This is a genomic window from Streptomyces sp. NPDC058701 (assembly GCF_042715295.1).
Classification (GTDB): domain Bacteria; phylum Actinomycetota; class Actinomycetes; order Streptomycetales; family Streptomycetaceae; genus Streptomyces.
The window spans coordinates 31,236-48,285 of sequence record NZ_JBHXSY010000051.1; the positions used below are offsets into that span (position 1 = coordinate 31,236).

The window sequence follows — 17,050 nt, forward strand, 5'->3', positions numbered from 1 at the left end:
TGCCGGGCCGGCCCTTTCCCGTACGTCAGCGCAGGTCGAGCCGCATCAGGACGCGGGGGTGGCCGGCGAGCACCGAGGTGGTGTCGGCGGCGTGCGCGAACCCGGCGCGTTCGAAGTTCTTCCGGAGCCCGGCGTACGCCATGGTCAGGTCGACCCGGGCGGCGCCGTTGTCGAGGGGGTAGGCCTCGACGGCCGGTGCGCCACCGGTGCGGGCGAAGTCGACGGCTCCGGCGATGAGGGCGTGCGAGATCCCCTTCCCGCGGTGGCCGGGGCGTACGCGGACGCACCACAGCGACCAGACCGGCAGGTCGTCGACGTGCGGGATCCTGCGGCTGCGCGCGAAGGAGGTGTCCGCGCGCGGCGCGACGGCGGCCCAGCCGACCGGCTCGCCGCCGTCGTAGGCGAGCACCCCCGGCGGGGGCCCGGTGCGGCACAGCCCGGCGACGTACTCGCCGCGGGCCGGGCCGCGGAGCTCGTTGTTGAGCGCGGAGGGGATCCGGTAGCTCAGGCACCAGCAGACGTTGGCTCCGGGCGACTTCGGGCCGAGCAGGGTCCGGACGTCCCCGAAGCCCGAAGCGGGACGCACCTCGATGGCCATGCCACCACCCTGCCACGAGCACCACCGCCGCGCCGTGGGGCGGAACGGGCGCCTACGCGGGTGGGGTCAGGAGCTGGTCGGCCCGGCTGTACGGGAGGCAGTCCGCGGCGAAGCCGAGGGTTCCCCGGCCGGCGGTCTCGCGGGCGGCGCGGACGAACGCGCCCAGGCCGCGCGGGACAGGGCCGGGCGGGACAGGGCCGGGCCGGTGCGGGTCCGGCGGCCGCGGCCGGGCGGTGTGGTTCCGCTGTCGCGGCGCGGCCGGCCCCTACCGTGGGGCGGGTGACGGAACACGCGGCGGACCCGAAGGCGGCCGCGGCCCAGCTCAAGGAACGCCTGTACGCGACGATCACCATGATCTCGGTGGTCATCGGACTGGCCGCCGGCAGCCACGTGGAGGTTCTCGGGGCGGTGGCGACCGTGGCGACCGCGTCGCTGGGCCTGTGGCTCGCCGCGCTGGTCGCCGACCAGCAGGCGCACCGGGTGACGCACGGGGCCCTGGCGACGGGACGGGAGCTGCGCTCGATGCTCTTCGTCAGCAGCCCCCTGCTGCTGTCCGCGGTGGGACCGCTGGTCCTGATCGGGGTCTCGGCCCTGGGCGCGATGAGCCTGGAGACCGCCCTGCTCACCGCGGCCGGCGTCAACGTCGCCACCCTGTTCGCGTGGGGGTGCTACGGCGGGCTCCGCATGGGCGGGGGAACGGCGTTCGCGCTGCTGGCCGGTGCGATCGACGCCGCGATCGGCACGGCGGTGGCGGTGGTGAAGGCCTCCGCCGGCCACTGATACCGGCCGCTCATACCGGCCCGCGGCCTCCCCCGGGCCGTCCGGCGGGTGCGCGTGCCCGCGCGCCCCCGCTCGGAAGTCCCGGGCCTCCCGGCACGGCGAAGCCGGTCCGCCCGCCGCTGGACTGCCGGACTGCCGGACGTGGCGCAGGAGGGTGATGACGGTGAGGGCGGGGCCAGGGAGGTGGTCCCGGACGTGGGCGCGTGTCAGGGGGCGGGGGCGCCCGGGCCGTTCGGGGCGGGGCGGGGGGCAGCGTCCCCCGGTTTCAGTGGGCCACGGTCACGGTCACGGCCGCTCGCCCCCGGCATTCCGGCCTGCGGCGCGGGCCGTGTCGGCGGCTGCCAGGAGTCGGGCGAGGGCGGGGCCCCGGGGGTGCTCCCAGCGTTCGGTGCGGACGGGGAGGTCCTCGTCGTCGCCGGCCAGGAGGAGCGGGAGCAGGGACCGGAGCGCGGCCGGGGAGGCCAGCCGGTCCACGGGCAGGGGTTCGGCGAAGTCGACGCCGCCCCAATCGTCGGTCAGCGCGGCGTAGCTCCAGCCGTCGACGGAGTTCCAGAACAGCAACATGCCGTACGGCCACTCCTCCGTGTCGAGGACGGGGGCGACGGTGACCGGGAGCCCGTCGCGCTCCACCGTCTTCGGCCCGGTGCGCAGGAAGGAGAAGCCGGCTTCCAGGCGGCCGGCGTCCTCCTCCGCGGACCACTCGTCCGGCGCGTACGCGCCGCCGGGCCCGTCCAGGGCGGCGACGGCCTCGGCGTAGGCGCGGTGCGGGAGCTCGGGCTCTGCGGGCACGGGGCGTCTCCTGGGGGGCCTGCGGGGGCGGTGACGGGGCGGTGACGGGGCGGGCGGGGGGGCGGGCCGGGCGGCCGGGGTGCGGTCGCGCGTGCGGCTGTCCGTCCGGCTCAACGCCCCCGCCGGGGCCGGGGAGCGGCCGGGGCGCCGATATCACCCTCGGGGGCCGGGCCGGTCCCCTTGACCTCGACCGTACTTGAGGGAGCAGGCTCGGGGTGTCGTCGCGTCCTGTGGGCGCGTCCTACCGGAGGGAACCCATCGTGAAGTCCGCTGCCGTCCGGCCCGTCACCCGCCCCGACTTCGCCCGCACCGGGGTCGGCGCCGTCAGGGCGAGTACGTGGCGGGTGGGCACCCCCGAGCGGCAGCGGGCCGCCGTGGAAGCCGTCAACGCGGCCTGGCAGAGCCGGGACTGGCCGGCCGCGGCCCTCCTGTCGTACACGGTGCTGGCCGGAACGGACGGCGACACCCTCTTCCACTACTCGCAGTGGGCGGACGAGGCGGCGTACGAGGAGTTCTTCCGCACCGCGCGGGACGACCGCAACGCCGAGGTGGACGCGGCGGTGCCGGGCATCGTACGGGTGGGCCTGGACGGCTACCGGCCCTACCGGTCGGTGGGCGCGGCGGACGCGACCCCCGGGTGCGTGGTCGTCGTGGAGGCCCGCTTCGATCCGGGCGCGGCGGACGCGGCGCGCGGGTTCGTCGACCTCGTCCTCGAAGCGCAGGCCACCGACCCGGCGCCGGCGCCCGGCCTGCTCTCCGGCAACTTCCACCTCTCCGCCGACGGGACCCGCATGCTCAACTACGCCGAGTGGGAGGGCGAGCGGGACCACGTGGCGGCGCTCGCCGGGCCCGGTCCCGGCGTGGGCTCCGACACCGCGCAGTGGCACCGGGTGCTGGACTTCCCCGCCCTGGCCTCCAACGGGTTCCGCCGCTACGTCCCGGCCCTGACCCTGGTGCCGCGGCCGTAGGGCGCGCAGCGCCCTGTTTGGGCGGCGGCAGCCGGGTCATACGCGGGGTACGGGAGACGGCGAGGAGCGGCGCGGTCCCCGTGGCGGCCCCAGCCGCGCGATGACGCCCCCCGTCATCACGCGGCTGGGGATCCGTCTGTTCCGGCCCCGGTGCACCGGCCCTGCCCCGGCCCCCTCTGCGCCCGACTCTGCCTCTGCGTCCGCGTCCGGTCCTGCCCGGGCCCGGCGTTCGGCAGGTCCCGGCGCCGGCCGGGGCGGGCGGCCGGGCCGCCGGTGCGGTGGTCAGGCGCGGCGGAACAGGTCCCCGGCGTCGGCCCGGTGCCGGCCGCCGCGGGGCGGGCCGTCCTGGCGGGGGACTTCGCGGCCTTCCCGGAGCCACTGCCGTTCGAGGGCGTCGTAGATCGGCGACTCGGAGGCCGGCCGGCGGGGGGCCGGCAGCTCGGCGAGGCCCGACTGCGGCGTAACGGTTCTCTGGTCCATACCCGGCCCAACGACCCCAACCGGCCGCCGTGGCGGGCCGTGATCCTTCCGTCATCACCGCCCGGGCGCAGCCGCCCGGCGGGCAGCCCGGCGGAGCGGCCCGGCGGAGCGGCCCGGAGCAGCCGTCCGGCGGGCCGCCCGGTGCCGGACGCCCCGCCCCTGCCCCGCTGCCGGCCGTGCGCCGGGGTTCAGCAGCCGAAGAGGCGCAGGACGCGGGCGGCGTGGGGCAGGTCCTCCGGTCCGGCGGCCGTGCCGGACAGCGGCATCAGGTGTCCGTTGACGCAGTCGCCGGGCACCTGGTGGTCGATCTCCCAGTCGCGTGCGCCGGGGGTCGCGCCCGAGCTGGTGGCGTACAGCGGGAGGCGGCACTCCTGGCACCAGTAGAAGGACCGCGCGCTCATGCCGTGCCCCCGTACGGCGCCCCGGGGCGGGTGCGGTCCGGGGCGGGGGTGCGCAGGGGTGGCCGGCCGGCCGTCCCGGTCGCCGGGGGGCAGGGCCGTGCCGCAGAAAAGCGGAATCTCTCATTCACATCGGCTGAAACGATCCGGCACCGCCTCACGTCACCCCTGAGCCGCAGGTCTCACCCCGTACGGACGGAAAATCCGGCGCCCCGGCCCCGGACGTCCGGCGAACGGCGGGAGCGGCGAACGACGGGAGCGGAGTCCGCATCCGGCCGGCCCGGCAGCGCTCCCCCTGCCGGGCGGTGTCGTGCAGGGGGTGGGGAAGGTGCGCCGGTCGTCGATCAGGTGCGATGTGTGGAGCCGGCGGTCCGGGGCGCCGGTCCGAGGTGTGCGGGAGCTTCGCGGCGCTGGCCGCAACCACCTGGTGGCGGGTTCGGGCGGTTTTCCCCGGAGCGGATCCGGATGGGCGGGTGTGGGGCGCTGGTTGATGTCTTCGCCGCGCGTAGCGTCCAACTCCCTTGTGTGGCAGTGGGTTTGGCGGCTCGGGTCGTCGGGTGTGGGGACGGGGCGGGTGGGGTGGGGTGCGGGTGTGTGCGGGGTGGGAGGTGTGCGGGGTGCGTGGGTGTGCGGTCAACGGGGCATAGTGGCTGGACGCGGAGGGTGTTCCGCGGTGCACCGTGTGCGCGATCCCGTGTCACGGGCAGGTGTGGTGCGTACCATCGCGTCACGCTCCTCCCCTACGAAAGACGACGAGGAACACATGAGTTCAGCGACCAACGCCACGCGCGTCGAAGACGGATACGCCCAGCAGATCTCCGGGGACCTCGCGGCGAACCACGCGGCCCAGGAGCAGGCACGGGCCGAACTGCTGCGGCTGCAGCAGGAGCTGGCGCAGCTGGAGGACAGCGAGAAGGTCCTCCTGAAGATGCAGGACGCCCTGGGCGTCTCGGTGAAGCCCGCGTCCGCGCCGGCCGCGAAGCGCGGTGCGAAGCGTGCCGCGGTGCCGTCCGCGCGCAGTGCGCCGCGGGGTGCGGGCAAGGCGGCGGAGCCGAAGGGTGCGGCGGCCGCGAAGCCCGCGCGCACGCGCAAGGCCGCGGGCGGGAGCGCGGGCGGCGGCGCGGTGAAGAAGGAGGCCGTGAAGGCGGCCCCGGCGAAGAAGGACGCGGTGAAGAAGGACGCGGTCGGGCCGTCCTGGCTCGACCTCGTCACGGCGGCCGTCGCCGGGGAGTCGGAGCCCAAGTCGGTCGGCGAGGTGGCCGACGCCGTCGGCGCCGCGCACCCCGGGCGCAAGGTCCAGCCGACCATCATCCGCAACACCCTGGAGCAGGGGGTGGCCCGCGGTCTGCTGGAACGTTCCAAGCAGGGGCGTTCCGTGTACTACACCCGGGTGGCCGCCGCCCCCGCCGCCCCCGCGGCCCCGGACGCCGCTCCCGTCCCGCCGCAGTCCGCGTAGCTCCCGGCGGCGGCGCTCCCGCGGGTGCGTGCGGGTCGGTGGGCCGCGCGGGGCCGCCCTCCGGGAGGCACCCGGGGGCTGCGCCGGTGCGGGCGGGCGGCGGGCGGTAGGCCGAATGCCACGCTCCGGCTGGCACCGCACCGCGTTGTGGGGCGAACATGTGGGTGCGGGAAGGAGTTCCCGGCGCCGCGGCGCCGGCTCCCCCGTCCCAGACCAGGGCCCGGCCGGATACCCCCCCCATCCCGCCGGGCCCTGTCCCGTGCCCAGGCTCGTGGACGGCGCCCCGGTCCGGGGCCGGTCCGGGACACGGGAGGCGGCCGGAAAATCGGTGGGCCGCGGTCGCCGGGCCAGCACCCTGCGGACATGAGCGAGCGTTCCGACGGTCCTGGCGGGTCCCGCGTGCCGGGCCGGTCCGCGCAGTGGACCACCACGCCGATCACCGCGGGCCTGCTGCGCGGCGCTCTGGAGCTGGAGCACGCCGGGCGCGGGGTGCTGCCGCACCGGCTGCCGGCGCGGGCCCGGGCGCAGTGCGCCGACGGGCAGCTGGCCATGGCGGAGTCCCGGCCCTGCGGTGTACGGCTGGTGTTCCGTACCCGGGCGGCCGTCGTCGAGGTGGACGCGCACCGCACCAGGACGCCGTACGCGGGCGCCCCGCCGCGGCCCGAGGGGGGTGTACGACCTGCTGGTCGACGGCCGGCCGGCCGGGCGCGGGTGGGCGGTCAGTTCTCCAGGGCTCGGCGCAGGCCGGGGCGGTCGGTGCCGAGTTTGGTGAAGACCGCGGACAGCAGTTCCGAGACGGTGTGGGCGTCGGTGTACATCTCCTTGGCGATGGCCGGGTTGTCGAGTCCGCGGGCGGCGTGGCGGGCCGCCACGTTCTCCGCGACCGTCAGGGTGTCCTGTTCGGAGGTGTACAGGCGGCGCGGGCGCAGTCCGGCCGAGGCGAGCTGGGCACGGGCGCGGTCGGCGAGTGCGTCGGCGCCGCAGGCGGAGGCGGTCTCCATGCCCCGGTAGAGCTGTTGGGCGGCCTGGTGCGGGTCGCCCATGGTGTGCAGGGCGATGCCGTGGTCGACGAGCGCGTGGGCGAGTTCGCAGGCGGCCGGGGACTGTTCGAGGCGTTCGACGGCTTCCTGGAGCAGGACGGCCGCCCGGGCGGGGTCGGTGGCGGTCGCCGCGACGCGCAGGGCGTGTCCGATGGTGCTGGACGCTCCGAACGCGCGGGCGCGAGCGACGGCTTCGGCGGCCGTGGCCCGTGCCTGCTCGGGGTCGTGGGTCACCTGGGCGAGGGCCAGGTCGAGTTGCCAGGGGCTCCAGGAGGGGTTGCGGGTGCCGCGGAGGTCGAGGCGTCGGCCGGCTTCGGTGAGGTGCTGTTCGGCTTCCTCGATGCGGCCCTGGGCCAGGAGGAGTTTGCCCCAGACGGCCTGGGGGTCGGGGTAGACGACGGCTTTGGGGAAGCCGTCGGCGAGTTTGTAGGTGCGGGCGACCTTCTTGGCCTCGGTGACGTTGCCGCGGGCGAGGAGGGTCTCGATGAGGGTGCCGATCGCGTACCACTGGGCGGGGATGTCCTGGGCGATGCGGTCGGCGATCTGCAGGCCGTTGCGGACGAAGTCCTCGGCCTCGGCGAGGCGTCCGCGGCGGTAGCGGACGTAGCCGAGGAGGGTGTAGACGAAGGAGAGGTGTGCGCCGCGCCAGCCCTTCGACTCGAAGTCGACGATGGCGCTGTTGAAGAGTTCCTCGGCGCGGCCCGGCTGGTCGCAGTACATGAGGGTGAGGGCCACGACGGCGGGCACCTCGAAGCCGAAGTCCTGGTCGGTCCAGCTCATGCCGCCGTCCAGGGCCTGTTCCGCGTACTCCAGTGCGGTGGCGGCGGATTCGCCGCGCAGCGCGGCGTCCCAGGCCCGCAGGCCCAGGATGTGCCGCTCGGCGATGCCGCGGCCGGTGAGGCGTTTGGCGAACTGGGCCAGGAGCCGGGAGCGGGCGGGCGAGTTCTCCTCGTCGAAGCGGACCGAGTTCCACTTGAACTGCTCGGCCTGCATGCGCAGCCGGGTGCGGGAGCTGGTGGCGCGCCGGGCCTCCTCGGCGAGGAGGGCGGCGGCCTGCTCCAGCTGGCCGGTGTGGCCGAGGGCCTGTGCGAGGCGGTAGGTGATCGCCTCGCGCAGGTTCTGCTCGGTCTTGGGCTCCTCCAGCGCGGTCCTGAGCTGGTTGATGGTGGTGAGGGGGTCGTGCAGGAGGTTGGCGGAGCCGAGTTCGAAGAGGACCTCGGCCCGGTCCTCGATCTCGGGCGGTTCGCGCAGGGCGCGGGCCAGGTAGCGGCGGGCGGCGTCGGGGGCGCCCGCGGAGAAGCTGTCGCGGGCGGCCTGGCGCAGTTGCTGGACCACCCAGGGGTCGCCTTCGGGGTGCATCTCCAGGAGGTGGCGGGCGGCCGCGCCGGCGCCGTGGCCGTCGTCGACCAGGGCCTGTGCGGCCATGCCGTGCATGGCGACGCGGACGCCGGGCGGGATGGACCGGTAGACGGCGGTGGCGATGAGGGGGTGGAAGAAGTCGACGACCTCCTTGCGGCGCAGGCCGGTGAGGACGGTCAGGATGCGGGCGGCGCGGAGTTGCTCGATGGCCTGGGCGGCCTGGGCCTCGCCGAGGGCGGCGACGTTTCCGACGATGCTGACGGGGACGGCGGTGCCCAGGACGGCGGCGGCCCAGGCGAGGCGGACGGTGGAGGGTCCGAGCTGTTCGATGCGGTCGATGAGTCCGCTGCCCTTGACGGCGGAGGCCAGGTCGCGGAGCTGGGGGATGTTGTCCTGGAACGGCTTCAGTCCGCGGTCGCGGCCCTTCATGACCAGCTCGACGACCTCGAAGGGGTTGCCGCCGGTGATCGCCCAGCATTCGCGGCAGAACACGTCGTCGGCGCTCTCGCCGAGGGTGTCGCGGACGATGCGCGCGACCCCGCTCGTGGTGAGGGAGGCGAGTTCGTGGGGGCGGGTGCCCTGGCGTCCGATGAGGGCGCGCAGGGAGGCGGCGTCGGCGGGGATCTCGTCGGGCCTGCAGGCCACCATGATGAGCATGGCGAGTTCTTCGGCGCGGGCGGCGAAGGCGGTGAGCCAGGCCAGGGATTCGGCATCCGCCCAGTGGGCGTCGTCGAGGACCAGGACGACGGGTGCGCTGCGGACGGTCAGGTGCGTGACGACCCAGTCCAGGCCGTCGCGGACGCCTTGCGGGTCGGGTGCGGTGGGGCCTTCGGGGGCGGCGGTGAGGCCGAGCGCGGGGGCCACGATGCTGTGCCAGGTGCCGAGGACGTCGCGGCGTTCGTCCTCGCCCATGGCGGCGAACGTGGGCTGGATGAGCTGGCGCATCACGTGGAAGGGGACCTGGCGTTCCTGTTCGCCGCCGCGGGCGGACAGGACGGTGCAGCCGCGTGCGGCGGCGTGCCGGCGGGCTTCGGCGAGCAGGGTGGTCTTGCCGATGCCGGGTGATCCCGCGAAGGTCAGCACTCCCCCGCGGCGGGTGGCCGCGCCGCGGGAGGAGGTGCCGTAGAGGTCGTCCACGGCGCGGTGGATGGCCAGGATCTCGGTTTCCCGTTCGACGAGGGGCTGGGAAGCCCCTCCTCTGGGTTCCGTGACATGTGACATTCCTGCCCCCTCCTGCGCGTGCGGCCGAGTGTACGGCGCGGGAGCGAGATGGTGCGTCTTAAAGTTATTAAATGCGGTATCTCGCCACTCGTACGGGGACAATCCTGTACCCTCGGCCCACTTCATTGCGCTGTTGTGTTGAAGAATTGGCGGGAACCGTACCGGTGGAGAACGCGATCGGTCGGATTCCGTCAGCGTCGCGCGATGGGAATCATGGGCAGCTCGCTGGGCTGCGGGATGCCGGCGGGGACCTCGCGCACCGTGATGCCCGGGGCGGGGGCCAGCCGCCAGCGGGTGGCGACGCTCGCCACCGCGGTGAGGATCTCGGCCACCGCGAACGAGTCGCCGATGCACTTGTGCTGGCCGGCCCCGAACGGGACGTACCGGTGGTCGCGCGGCCGGTCGCCGCCGTCCCCCTGCCAGCGGTCCGGGTCGAAGACGGTCGGGTCGGGGAAGAGCGCGGGGTCGCGGTGCAACGCGTAGGGGCTGTAGCCCAGTTCGGCCCCGGCGGGGATGGAGACCCCGCCGAGGGTGAGGGGGACCAGGGACCGCCGGGTGAACAGCAGCGGCGAGTGCAGGCGCAGTGCCTCCTGGAAGACGTTGTTGGTGTACGTCAGCCGGCAGAGGTCGGCGGGGCGGACCGGTCCGTCCCCCACGACCGCGTCGACCTCGTCGTGCAGGCGCTTCTCCACCTCGGGGTGGCGGCCTAGTTCGTGGAAGATCCAGGCGAGGGTGGTCGCCGAGGTCTCGGTGCCGGCGAACATGATGGCGATCACCTCGTCCCGCACCTGTTCGGCGGCCATCGTCTCGCCGGTCTCCGGGTCGGTGCTGGACAGCAGCAGGGACAACAGGTCGCCGCGGTCCTGCCCTTCGGCGCCGTACTGGGCGATGACCTGGTCGATGATCGCGCGCAGCCGGGCGGCGGCGGCGTCGAACCGCCGGTTGAGCGGGATGGGCAGCCGGTCCAGGGACTTGGGCATGACCGCGCGGACGAGCATGCCCTCCAGGACGACGGGCAGGGAGCGGTGCACCTCGTCGACGGCGGGGCGGCTCAGGTCCCCCGAGAAGATCATCTCGGCGACGGAGGAGAGGGCGTACCGGCGGGTCTCGGTGATCATCGAGACTTCCCGGCCGGCCGTCCACGAGGAGGTCATCGCCTCCGCCTGGCGGCCCATCACCTCGGCGTACTCGGCGATGTGGTGGCGGTGGAAGGCGGGCTGGATCATCCGGCGCTGTTTGCGGTGGAAGTCGCCGTCGGTGGTGACGAGGCCGTTGCCGAACATCGGGCGCAGCCGGTCGAAGACCCGGCCGCGGCCGAACTTCTGGGCCTGCTGGACCAGTACGGTGTGGACGTGGTCGGGGGTGGTGAGGACGTGGACGGGCCAGGTGCCGATGTCGAGCCGTACGACCCCGCCGTGGTCCCGCAGGGACTCCAGGAACGCTATCGGCTCCCGCCACAGGTGCAGTGCGTGGCCCAGGAGCGGTAACCGCCCCGGGGCCACGGGGGCTTGGACCGCCGGGCCGGGGTGCTGCGGGTGCGCCATGGTCGGACTCCCTGTCATGCCACGGAGACCAGGTCCGGGCGGGTGTACGCAGACTCCAGCCCGGCCGCGAACCGTTCGTCGCTGTACCGCGTGCACTCGTAACGCTGCCACAGATCCGCGCCGATCATCCAGTCTTCGTAACTGCGCACGCAGCGGGTGATGGCGGCGCGGACCGACGGTTCTGTTCCCCCCTGGGCGTCCAGGGCCTCGAACAGGCGTCGTTCTCCGGCCAGATATTCCTCGATGCGGGTCTGGATGCGGCCCTCGACGGCGCGGACCGCGTCGGCGAGCGAGCAGCCCTCCCAGGCGGAGATGAGGGCGACGAGGTTGTTGTTGTCGCCGCAGGCGTGCTCCTTCGGCAGGGAGAACACGTCGTTGCCCCAGGAGATGATGTCGACGGCGCTGGCGGCGAGCGCCTGGAGGTCGGGGAGGTCGTGGATGTGCTGCGGCAGCTCCAGGCCGAGGCCGGCCTCCACCATGTCCATCATGGGGAGCAGTTGGGAGCTGTGGCGGCGCATGAGGATGTAGTCCTGGACCGCCGGCAGTCCGGCGCCGCCGGACGCCCCACGGTTGCCCGCCTCCTGGTCCAGGGAGCCCAGCATGAGGGGGACGTGGGCCCGGTAGCGGGCCGCGGTCAGCGGGCCCATCCCGTCCAGGATGCGGTCGCACAGGTCGGTGAATCCGCTCACCAGCGGGTTTCCGTGCGCTGCCGTGCCGGTGATCCGCCCCGTGTGGAGGTGCTCGGTGATCGCGGCGGCGACGGGCCGCCAGGCCGCGACCTCCCCCGTGCGGATGAGGTGGTCGTGCTGGTCGTCGAGCACGAACGACCAGGCCATCCACTCGGCGAGCAACACGACCTTCTCGTAAGGGACTTCACCGCTCACGCGGCCCGCGAGGTGTCCGAAGCCGATGCCGGCGAACTGTTCCACGGCGTCGGTGACGAGTTCGTGGCGCACCGCCCAGGACGTGGCTTCGGCGTTGGCCCGTGCGGCCTGCGGGTGCTTGGAGTTCCCGAACGGAAGGTGGAAATCGGGAACGGAGAAAGAGTCGAGCTGGGTCATTGATCCCCCCATAAAAGAATCTGATGCGCCAATACCCGCTCAATCTACAATCGTGATCGTCCTGCTCCCGAAACACCTCTCTGCTGCGGCATCGCCACGGCGGCGCGCTGACGCCGCCGGAAGGATGCGGTCACCGACCGACCAGATCCCGCCGACACCTGACCACATCCGGCCACCCGCGAAGTAATTAACTCTCAGAGCGCAGCGGGCTGTCAATGTAGGGCGAGGGATGATACTTAATTCATCCCGAAAATACCGAAAGTGTATTCGTTTCGAATATCTGCTTGGCATATTCGGCGCCGCGGGCGTGCGCGCAGGGGCCGCGGCGGGGCACACGCGTGTCCCCCGCCCCTTGCGCCCCGGGTGGGAGGGGCGGGGGTCGGAGTGCATGGCCGAAGACCGACCTGGGCGTGGCGCAGGCTGCCTAGACTGCGGGGGGACACGGCCGTCCGGGGAGGGGTGGGACATGACCGACAGTCATCCGGCGGACCAGGGGGACGGCGAGGGGCCCGATGTCCTGGGCGCCTACCTGGGGGTTCTGCGGGCGCGGCTGAGCGGTGAGCGGTTCGCGCTGCTCATCCGGGCGGTGGAGACCACCTGCAGGCTGCTGGGGGACGGTCACCAGGCCGTACTGGAGCTGCCCGGGGAGGGCGACCTCGCTCCCGAGCTGCAGCGCGAGTACCTGTCCCTGATGGCGGTGATGATCACCGGTCACCTCGACCACCGGCTGGTCGAGGTCACCTCCCCCGACGGCGGCAGGGGCTGGGCGGTCGTGGACAACGCCGTCTCCCCCGCCCCGGCGCGCGGGGCCGGGCGGGAGTGGATCGACAGCGAGCTCGACGGCATCGTCCGCGCGAGCGGCTCCACGGCGCCCTGACGGCCTAGCCGTGTTCCAGGGCCTGGGTGAAGGCCGCGTGGGCGGCCGCGTCGAAGAGCACGAAGCGGACCTCCTCCACCGGCGCGGTCGCGGCGGCGCGCGCCGTTTCGACCGCGATGCGGGCCCCGTCGTCCATGGGCCAGCCGTAGACGCCGGTGGAGACGGCGGGGAACGCGACGGTGCGGGCCCCCAGTTCGGCGGCGACGCGCAGCGACTCGCGGTAGCAGGAGGCCAGCAGGTCGCTGCGGTCCTCCTCCCGGGACCAGACGGGCCCCACCGTGTGGATGACCCACCGGGCGGGGAGGCGGCCCGCCGTGGTGGCGACGGCCCGGCCGGTCGGCAGGCCCTTGCCGTAGTGCGAGGCGCGCAGCGCGCGGCAGGCCTCCAGGATCTCCGGGCCGCCGCGGCGGTGGATGGCCCCGTCCACTCCCCCGCCGCCGAGCAGGGAGGAGTTCGCGGCGTTGACCAGCGCGTCCGCCCGCTCGGCGGTGATGTCTCCCCGGACGAGGGTGATGCGGGCCATGGGGTTCCTTCCGTACGCGGCCGCCGGCCGGTGCCCGACGGCGCTGCCGGTCCAGGCTAGGCCGCGGGCGGCACGCGGCCGGCGCGGCCCGCCCGTACGCCTGTCGCCGCCCCGGGGCGGGCGGGGGACGATGGGAGGGGCGCGGCGGCCGCCACCGTACCCGCTGCCAGCTGTTCCGTCTCCGGTGTGCTGCCCGACGGCACGGTGCACCTCTCCGGCGGCGGTTTCACGCCGGGCGCCGCTTTCCTGTCCTCGCCGACCGCCGCGGGCGGCCCGTTCACCGTCGGCGCCGACGGCGGGGCGTTCCAGATGACGAACGTGGAGAACGGCAGCCACACGGTGTCGCAGGGCAACGACCGCACCCCGTGCAGCGGCTTCGAGGAGACGGACACGACAGGGCAGAGAGACGGGACGGACACGAACGACGGGGGGCGGCAGCCGCTGAGGCGTGGCTCAGCCCGCTGTCGGCAGGAAGCGCCGGGCCACCTCGACGGTGAGGTTGTCGTGGGCCGTGAAGTACGGGGACACGGCCAGTTCGGTGCCGCCCTGCGGGTCCTGGGCCAGGACGCGGGGGCGGCGGGCCGTGCGGTCCAGGTCCGGGGCGTGCTTGCGGCCCAGCCGTACCCGGCGGGTCACGTCCTGGGCCCGTACGTCCAGGAACACGTCCCAGGTGCCCGGTCCCAGTGGGCCGCCCCCGTCCACCGCGGCCAGGTTCATCTCGGTGCGGAAGCCGGCCCTCTCCAGGCCCTCCCCCAGGTCCGGTGAGGCGACGGGGACGGTTTCGGCGGTGTGCTCGCGGCCGCTGTCGCGTTCGCGGAGCACGAGTGCGCCGGGCTCCGGCCCCGTGCCCAGTGTTTCCACGTAGGCGTGGCCGGTGAGGATCATCCGGCTGCCCCTGAAGGTCATCGTCTCCAGGTGGTGCTGGGCCCGGAGCTTGGCCGTGACGTCGAAGAGGACGTCGGGCAGGCCCGCGGCCGTGTCGCGGAACAGCGGGAAGCACCGGTAGACCCTGCCGTTCTCGGCCAGGTCCACCGGCGGCTCCTTCGCCGGGTCGTACTCCATCAGCTGCTCGAAGGCCCCCGGGGGGCAGCTGACGAACGCGTACAGCCGGATCCAGTCGATCCGGGGCAGTTCCTCGCCCATGTCGGGGGTCCAGTACGCCCGGACGAGCGCCCGGCCGCGGGCGTAGACCTCCGCGGTGAACTCCGGGTAGTCGTGGCGGGCGGTCACCGCCGGGCGCAGGGCCGTGCGGATCAGGCTGCGGAAGTGACGGCCGATCATGCGGCGGCGGCCGACGGGGTCCTGGACCCGGTCGGCGACGAGCGCCATGACGCGTTCGATGTGCCGGACCGTCTCGTCCGCCGACCGGCTGCGGGAGGTGATGTTCTGGCCGTCCTCGCGGCGGCGCAGGAAGTAGCAGTCGTAGTCGCCGACCACGGAGATCTTGCGGGCGGCCAGGTAGACGGCCGTGACGAAGACCTGGTCCTCTCCGTACCAGAGGTCGTCGGGGTAGCGGACGGGCCCGTCCTCGATGATCTCGCGCCGGATGAGCTTGGCACTGTGCAGCGAGCGGTAGACCTCGGAGGTGTAGAGGTCGGCTTCCGTGGCGTGGCGGTGTGCCTTCTCCGAGACGGTCCGGCCGAGGCCGACCTGCCGGGCGAGGACGACGTCGCTGTTCTGGGTGTCGGCCATCCGCAGGAGCCGCTCCAGTGCCTCGGGGCCGAGGTAGTCGTCGGCGTCCAGGGCGAAGGCGTACCGGCCTCGGGCCAGGTCCAGGGCCCGGTTGCGGGGGCCGCCGGGGCCTCCGGAGTTCGCCTGGTGCACCACCTGGAGCTGCGGGTGGAGGGAGGCGTAGCGGTCCAGCTCCGCGCCGCTGCCGTCCGTGGAGCCGTCGTCGACCGCGATGACCTCGATCCGGTCCATGCCCAGGGTCTGGCCCACGACCGAGTCCAGGCACTCGGTCAGGTAGGGCATCGCGTTGTAGGCGGCGATGATCACGGATATGTCGGGTACACGTTCGCGGGACATGGTGGAGATTATGGACGCCGCCCGGCGCCGGGCGGTCCGCCGGGTGCCCCGGGCGGCGGGTGCGGGGTGCCCGGCGGGCGGGTGCTCCGGCCGGCCGGTGACCGCCGCCCGGCCGGTGCGGGCGACTCCGCAGATGGCCGTGGTGGCGGTTCCGGGGGCGGGCCGGCGGGCGGGCCGCGGGCAACCGGCGGGGGCGTGATCCGAGGGGTCCTGCGGAAGCCCCGCGGCCGGGCCGGCGGGTGTGCGGGGGGCGGCCGGGAGCGGGGGTGGGCGGGGGCGCGGGCGTGCGCGGGGCTCGAGAGGCGGTGGAGGATCGCTCGAACGGACCGGCCGCCGGGGCGCTACCGCCCGTATAGTCGCCCTGACTTGACGATTTGATGACCCGTTCCCGAAGAATCGATGACCGAGATACTCCGCGGACGGACGAGCAGGGGGACACCCGATGGAGACCGCACGCCTTGCCTCGCTCATCGCCGCGACCGTCTCGATGGGACTGGTGAGCGGTCTGTTCTACGGCTTCGCCGTCTCCGTGATGCCCGGCCTGAAGCGCACCGACGACCGTACGGTGATCGAGGTCATGCAGCGCATCAACGTGGCCATCCTCAACGGGTGGTTCGTGCTGGGCTACATCGGCGCGTTCCTGTTCACCGCTCTGGCGCTGGCCCTGCACATCCCGTCCGACGGGCGGGAGGTGCTGCCGCCGCTGATCGCGGCGCTGGTCTGCTACGTCGTCTCGATGGGTGTCACCAACAAGGTGAACATCCCCCTGAACAACGCGCTGGAGAAGGCCGGCCCGGTCGCGCGGATCGGTGATCCGGCCGCCGTGCGCCGTGCCTTCGAGGGGCCGTGGGCGCGTGCCAACGTGTGGCGGACCCTGCTGTGCACGGCGGCGGTCGGGTTCCTGGCGTGGGCCCTGGTCCTGCACGGCCGGGGCTGAGCGGCGGCGGGCGGACCGGCCCCACGGTGCGTGGTGTGCGGTGTGCGGTGTGCGCGCCACCCCGAAGTCCCCCGGCCGGGTGGGCCGGGGGACTTCGGGGTGGCGCGTGTGGGGGGCTCGGGACCCGGCGGGGCCGGCGGGGTGTGTCAGCGGGTGGCGCGCCCGTACAGGATCAGGGCGCGGGACAGGGCGGTGAGGGCCACCGTGCACAGCAGGGTGCGGACGATGTTGGTGGCGACCCAGGTGCCCTTGAACTTGTCGACGACGGAGAAGTCCGTCATCTTCGCGGCGTCGCCGGCGGCGGCGAGTTCGTTGTTGAGGGGGATGTTCACGGAGAAGGTGATCATCAGGACGACGAGGTAGGCCACGGCGGCGGCCGCGACCCAGACCGCGACGCCGCGGCGCCCCTTGCGGAACTCGACGACCGCCGAGGCGGCGGAGGCGAGCAGGGCGATGACGAACGCCGTGCCGAAGAGGCCGTTGCCGTCGATGGCCTTGTTGAAGGCCTGCATCGCGGTGACGTAGGTGCGTTCGTCGCCCGCCGCCAGACCCGGCATGACCGAGACGTCGAAGGCGAAGAAGAGGCCCGCCATCAGGCCCACGAGGACCGTGGAGACCAGGAGGAGCACGGTGGCCGCCTTGCCGCGCGGTGCGGCGGCCGCCGGCGCGGGCGGCTGGGACGGGTGCCGGGTGTCGTAGCCCGGAGGGGCCGGGTAGGGGCTCGGGCCGCCGGCAGGGTGGTGCGGGGGGCTACCGGCCGGGTTGGGGTTCATGGGACATCCTCGTCTGCGGTGGTGGGAGTACTGCTCGCCCTCGGCTCGGACATCCGATCGTGACACTCCCCGGGATGCCCGGCCACGGGGTTCCACCGGCTCTCGAGGGAAGTTCGAGAGCCGGTGGCGTGATCTGTTCGGCCCGTGGGCCGGGGCGGGCCGGTCAGTAGCGGTAGTGGTCCGGCTTGTACGGGCCGTCGACGTCGACGCCGATGTAC

The 17,050-nt window shown here is 74.0% G+C and carries 15 protein-coding genes and 1 pseudogene; 6 read left to right on the forward strand and 10 right to left on the reverse strand.

The annotated features are described in order from the left end of the window. Positions 1-25: 25 nt before the first annotated feature. Complete coding sequence (locus ACFWW8_RS33285; protein ID WP_386535170.1) at positions 26-598, reverse strand: GNAT family N-acetyltransferase; 573 nt, start codon at positions 596-598, stop codon at positions 26-28. Between the two features lie 279 nt (positions 599-877). On the opposite strand from ACFWW8_RS33285, the gene ACFWW8_RS33290 reads away from it, so the two are divergent. Next, on the forward strand, positions 878-1,378 hold the full coding sequence (locus ACFWW8_RS33290) for a hypothetical protein (RefSeq protein WP_386535172.1): 501 nt from the start codon (positions 878-880) through the stop codon (positions 1,376-1,378). A gap of 285 nt (positions 1,379-1,663) precedes the next feature. On the opposite strand, the gene ACFWW8_RS33295 is transcribed toward ACFWW8_RS33290, so the two are convergent. Further along, positions 1,664-2,167: a hypothetical protein gene (locus ACFWW8_RS33295; protein ID WP_386535175.1), complete on the reverse strand. Its 504-nt coding sequence runs from the start codon at positions 2,165-2,167 to the stop codon at positions 1,664-1,666. 260 nt (positions 2,168-2,427) lie between these two features. Between ACFWW8_RS33295 and ACFWW8_RS33300 the strand changes: the two genes are divergently transcribed. Next, positions 2,428-3,135 (forward strand): antibiotic biosynthesis monooxygenase, encoded by a 708-nt coding sequence (locus tag ACFWW8_RS33300; RefSeq protein WP_386535178.1) that lies wholly within the window; start codon positions 2,428-2,430, stop codon positions 3,133-3,135. 282 nt (positions 3,136-3,417) lie between these two features. Here the strand turns inward: ACFWW8_RS33300 and ACFWW8_RS33305 are convergent, their stop codons facing one another. Next, on the reverse strand, positions 3,418-3,615 hold the full coding sequence (locus ACFWW8_RS33305; protein WP_386535180.1) for a hypothetical protein: 198 nt from the start codon (positions 3,613-3,615) through the stop codon (positions 3,418-3,420). Positions 3,616-3,803: 188 nt separating this feature from the next. Then, entirely contained in the window at positions 3,804-4,016 is a 213-nt protein-coding gene (locus tag ACFWW8_RS33310) for a hypothetical protein (RefSeq protein ID WP_386535183.1), read from the reverse strand. A 760-nt stretch (positions 4,017-4,776) separates the two neighbouring features. On the opposite strand from ACFWW8_RS33310, the gene ACFWW8_RS33315 reads away from it, so the two are divergent. Both ACFWW8_RS33315 and ACFWW8_RS33320 read left to right on the forward strand, forming a co-directional pair. After that, positions 4,777-5,469 (forward strand): hypothetical protein, encoded by a 693-nt coding sequence (locus ACFWW8_RS33315; RefSeq protein WP_386535186.1) that lies wholly within the window; start codon positions 4,777-4,779, stop codon positions 5,467-5,469. A 363-nt stretch (positions 5,470-5,832) separates the two neighbouring features. Further along, positions 5,833-6,181: pseudogene (locus ACFWW8_RS33320) on the forward strand (lipase); the annotation flags it as partial. A gap of 7 nt (positions 6,182-6,188) precedes the next feature. Here ACFWW8_RS33320 and ACFWW8_RS33325 read toward each other — a convergent pair. The 3 genes from ACFWW8_RS33325 to ACFWW8_RS33335 form a co-directional block, all read right to left on the reverse strand. Further along, a complete protein-coding gene (locus ACFWW8_RS33325; protein ID WP_386535189.1) occupies positions 6,189-9,089 on the reverse strand; it encodes an AAA family ATPase in 2,901 nt (966 codons plus the stop codon). A gap of 191 nt (positions 9,090-9,280) precedes the next feature. Then, positions 9,281-10,633, reverse strand: coding sequence for a cytochrome P450 (locus tag ACFWW8_RS33330; protein ID WP_386535191.1), 1,353 nt, complete (start codon positions 10,631-10,633; stop codon positions 9,281-9,283). A gap of 14 nt (positions 10,634-10,647) precedes the next feature. Beyond that, on the reverse strand, positions 10,648-11,694 hold the full coding sequence (locus tag ACFWW8_RS33335) for a lyase (protein ID WP_386535193.1): 1,047 nt from the start codon (positions 11,692-11,694) through the stop codon (positions 10,648-10,650). Between the two features lie 466 nt (positions 11,695-12,160). Between ACFWW8_RS33335 and ACFWW8_RS33340 the strand changes: the two genes are divergently transcribed. Continuing rightward, positions 12,161-12,571: a hypothetical protein gene (locus tag ACFWW8_RS33340; RefSeq protein WP_386535196.1), complete on the forward strand. Its 411-nt coding sequence runs from the start codon at positions 12,161-12,163 to the stop codon at positions 12,569-12,571. A gap of 4 nt (positions 12,572-12,575) precedes the next feature. Here the strand turns inward: ACFWW8_RS33340 and ACFWW8_RS33345 are convergent, their stop codons facing one another. Together ACFWW8_RS33345 and ACFWW8_RS33350 are read right to left on the reverse strand one after the other, a co-directional pair. After that, positions 12,576-13,094: an O-acetyl-ADP-ribose deacetylase gene (locus ACFWW8_RS33345; protein WP_386535198.1), complete on the reverse strand. Its 519-nt coding sequence runs from the start codon at positions 13,092-13,094 to the stop codon at positions 12,576-12,578. A gap of 453 nt (positions 13,095-13,547) precedes the next feature. After that, positions 13,548-15,122, reverse strand: coding sequence for a glycosyltransferase family 2 protein (locus ACFWW8_RS33350; RefSeq protein ID WP_386535200.1), 1,575 nt, complete (start codon positions 15,120-15,122; stop codon positions 13,548-13,550). 442 nt (positions 15,123-15,564) lie between these two features. Here ACFWW8_RS33350 and ACFWW8_RS33355 point away from each other — a divergent pair, with 442 nt between their 5' ends. Next, positions 15,565-16,059 (forward strand): DUF1772 domain-containing protein, encoded by a 495-nt coding sequence (locus ACFWW8_RS33355; RefSeq protein ID WP_386535203.1) that lies wholly within the window; start codon positions 15,565-15,567, stop codon positions 16,057-16,059. 146 nt (positions 16,060-16,205) lie between these two features. Here the strand turns inward: ACFWW8_RS33355 and ACFWW8_RS33360 are convergent, their stop codons facing one another. Next, complete coding sequence (locus tag ACFWW8_RS33360) at positions 16,206-16,832, reverse strand: DUF1772 domain-containing protein (protein ID WP_386535205.1); 627 nt, start codon at positions 16,830-16,832, stop codon at positions 16,206-16,208. Positions 16,833-17,050 lie beyond the last annotated feature (218 nt).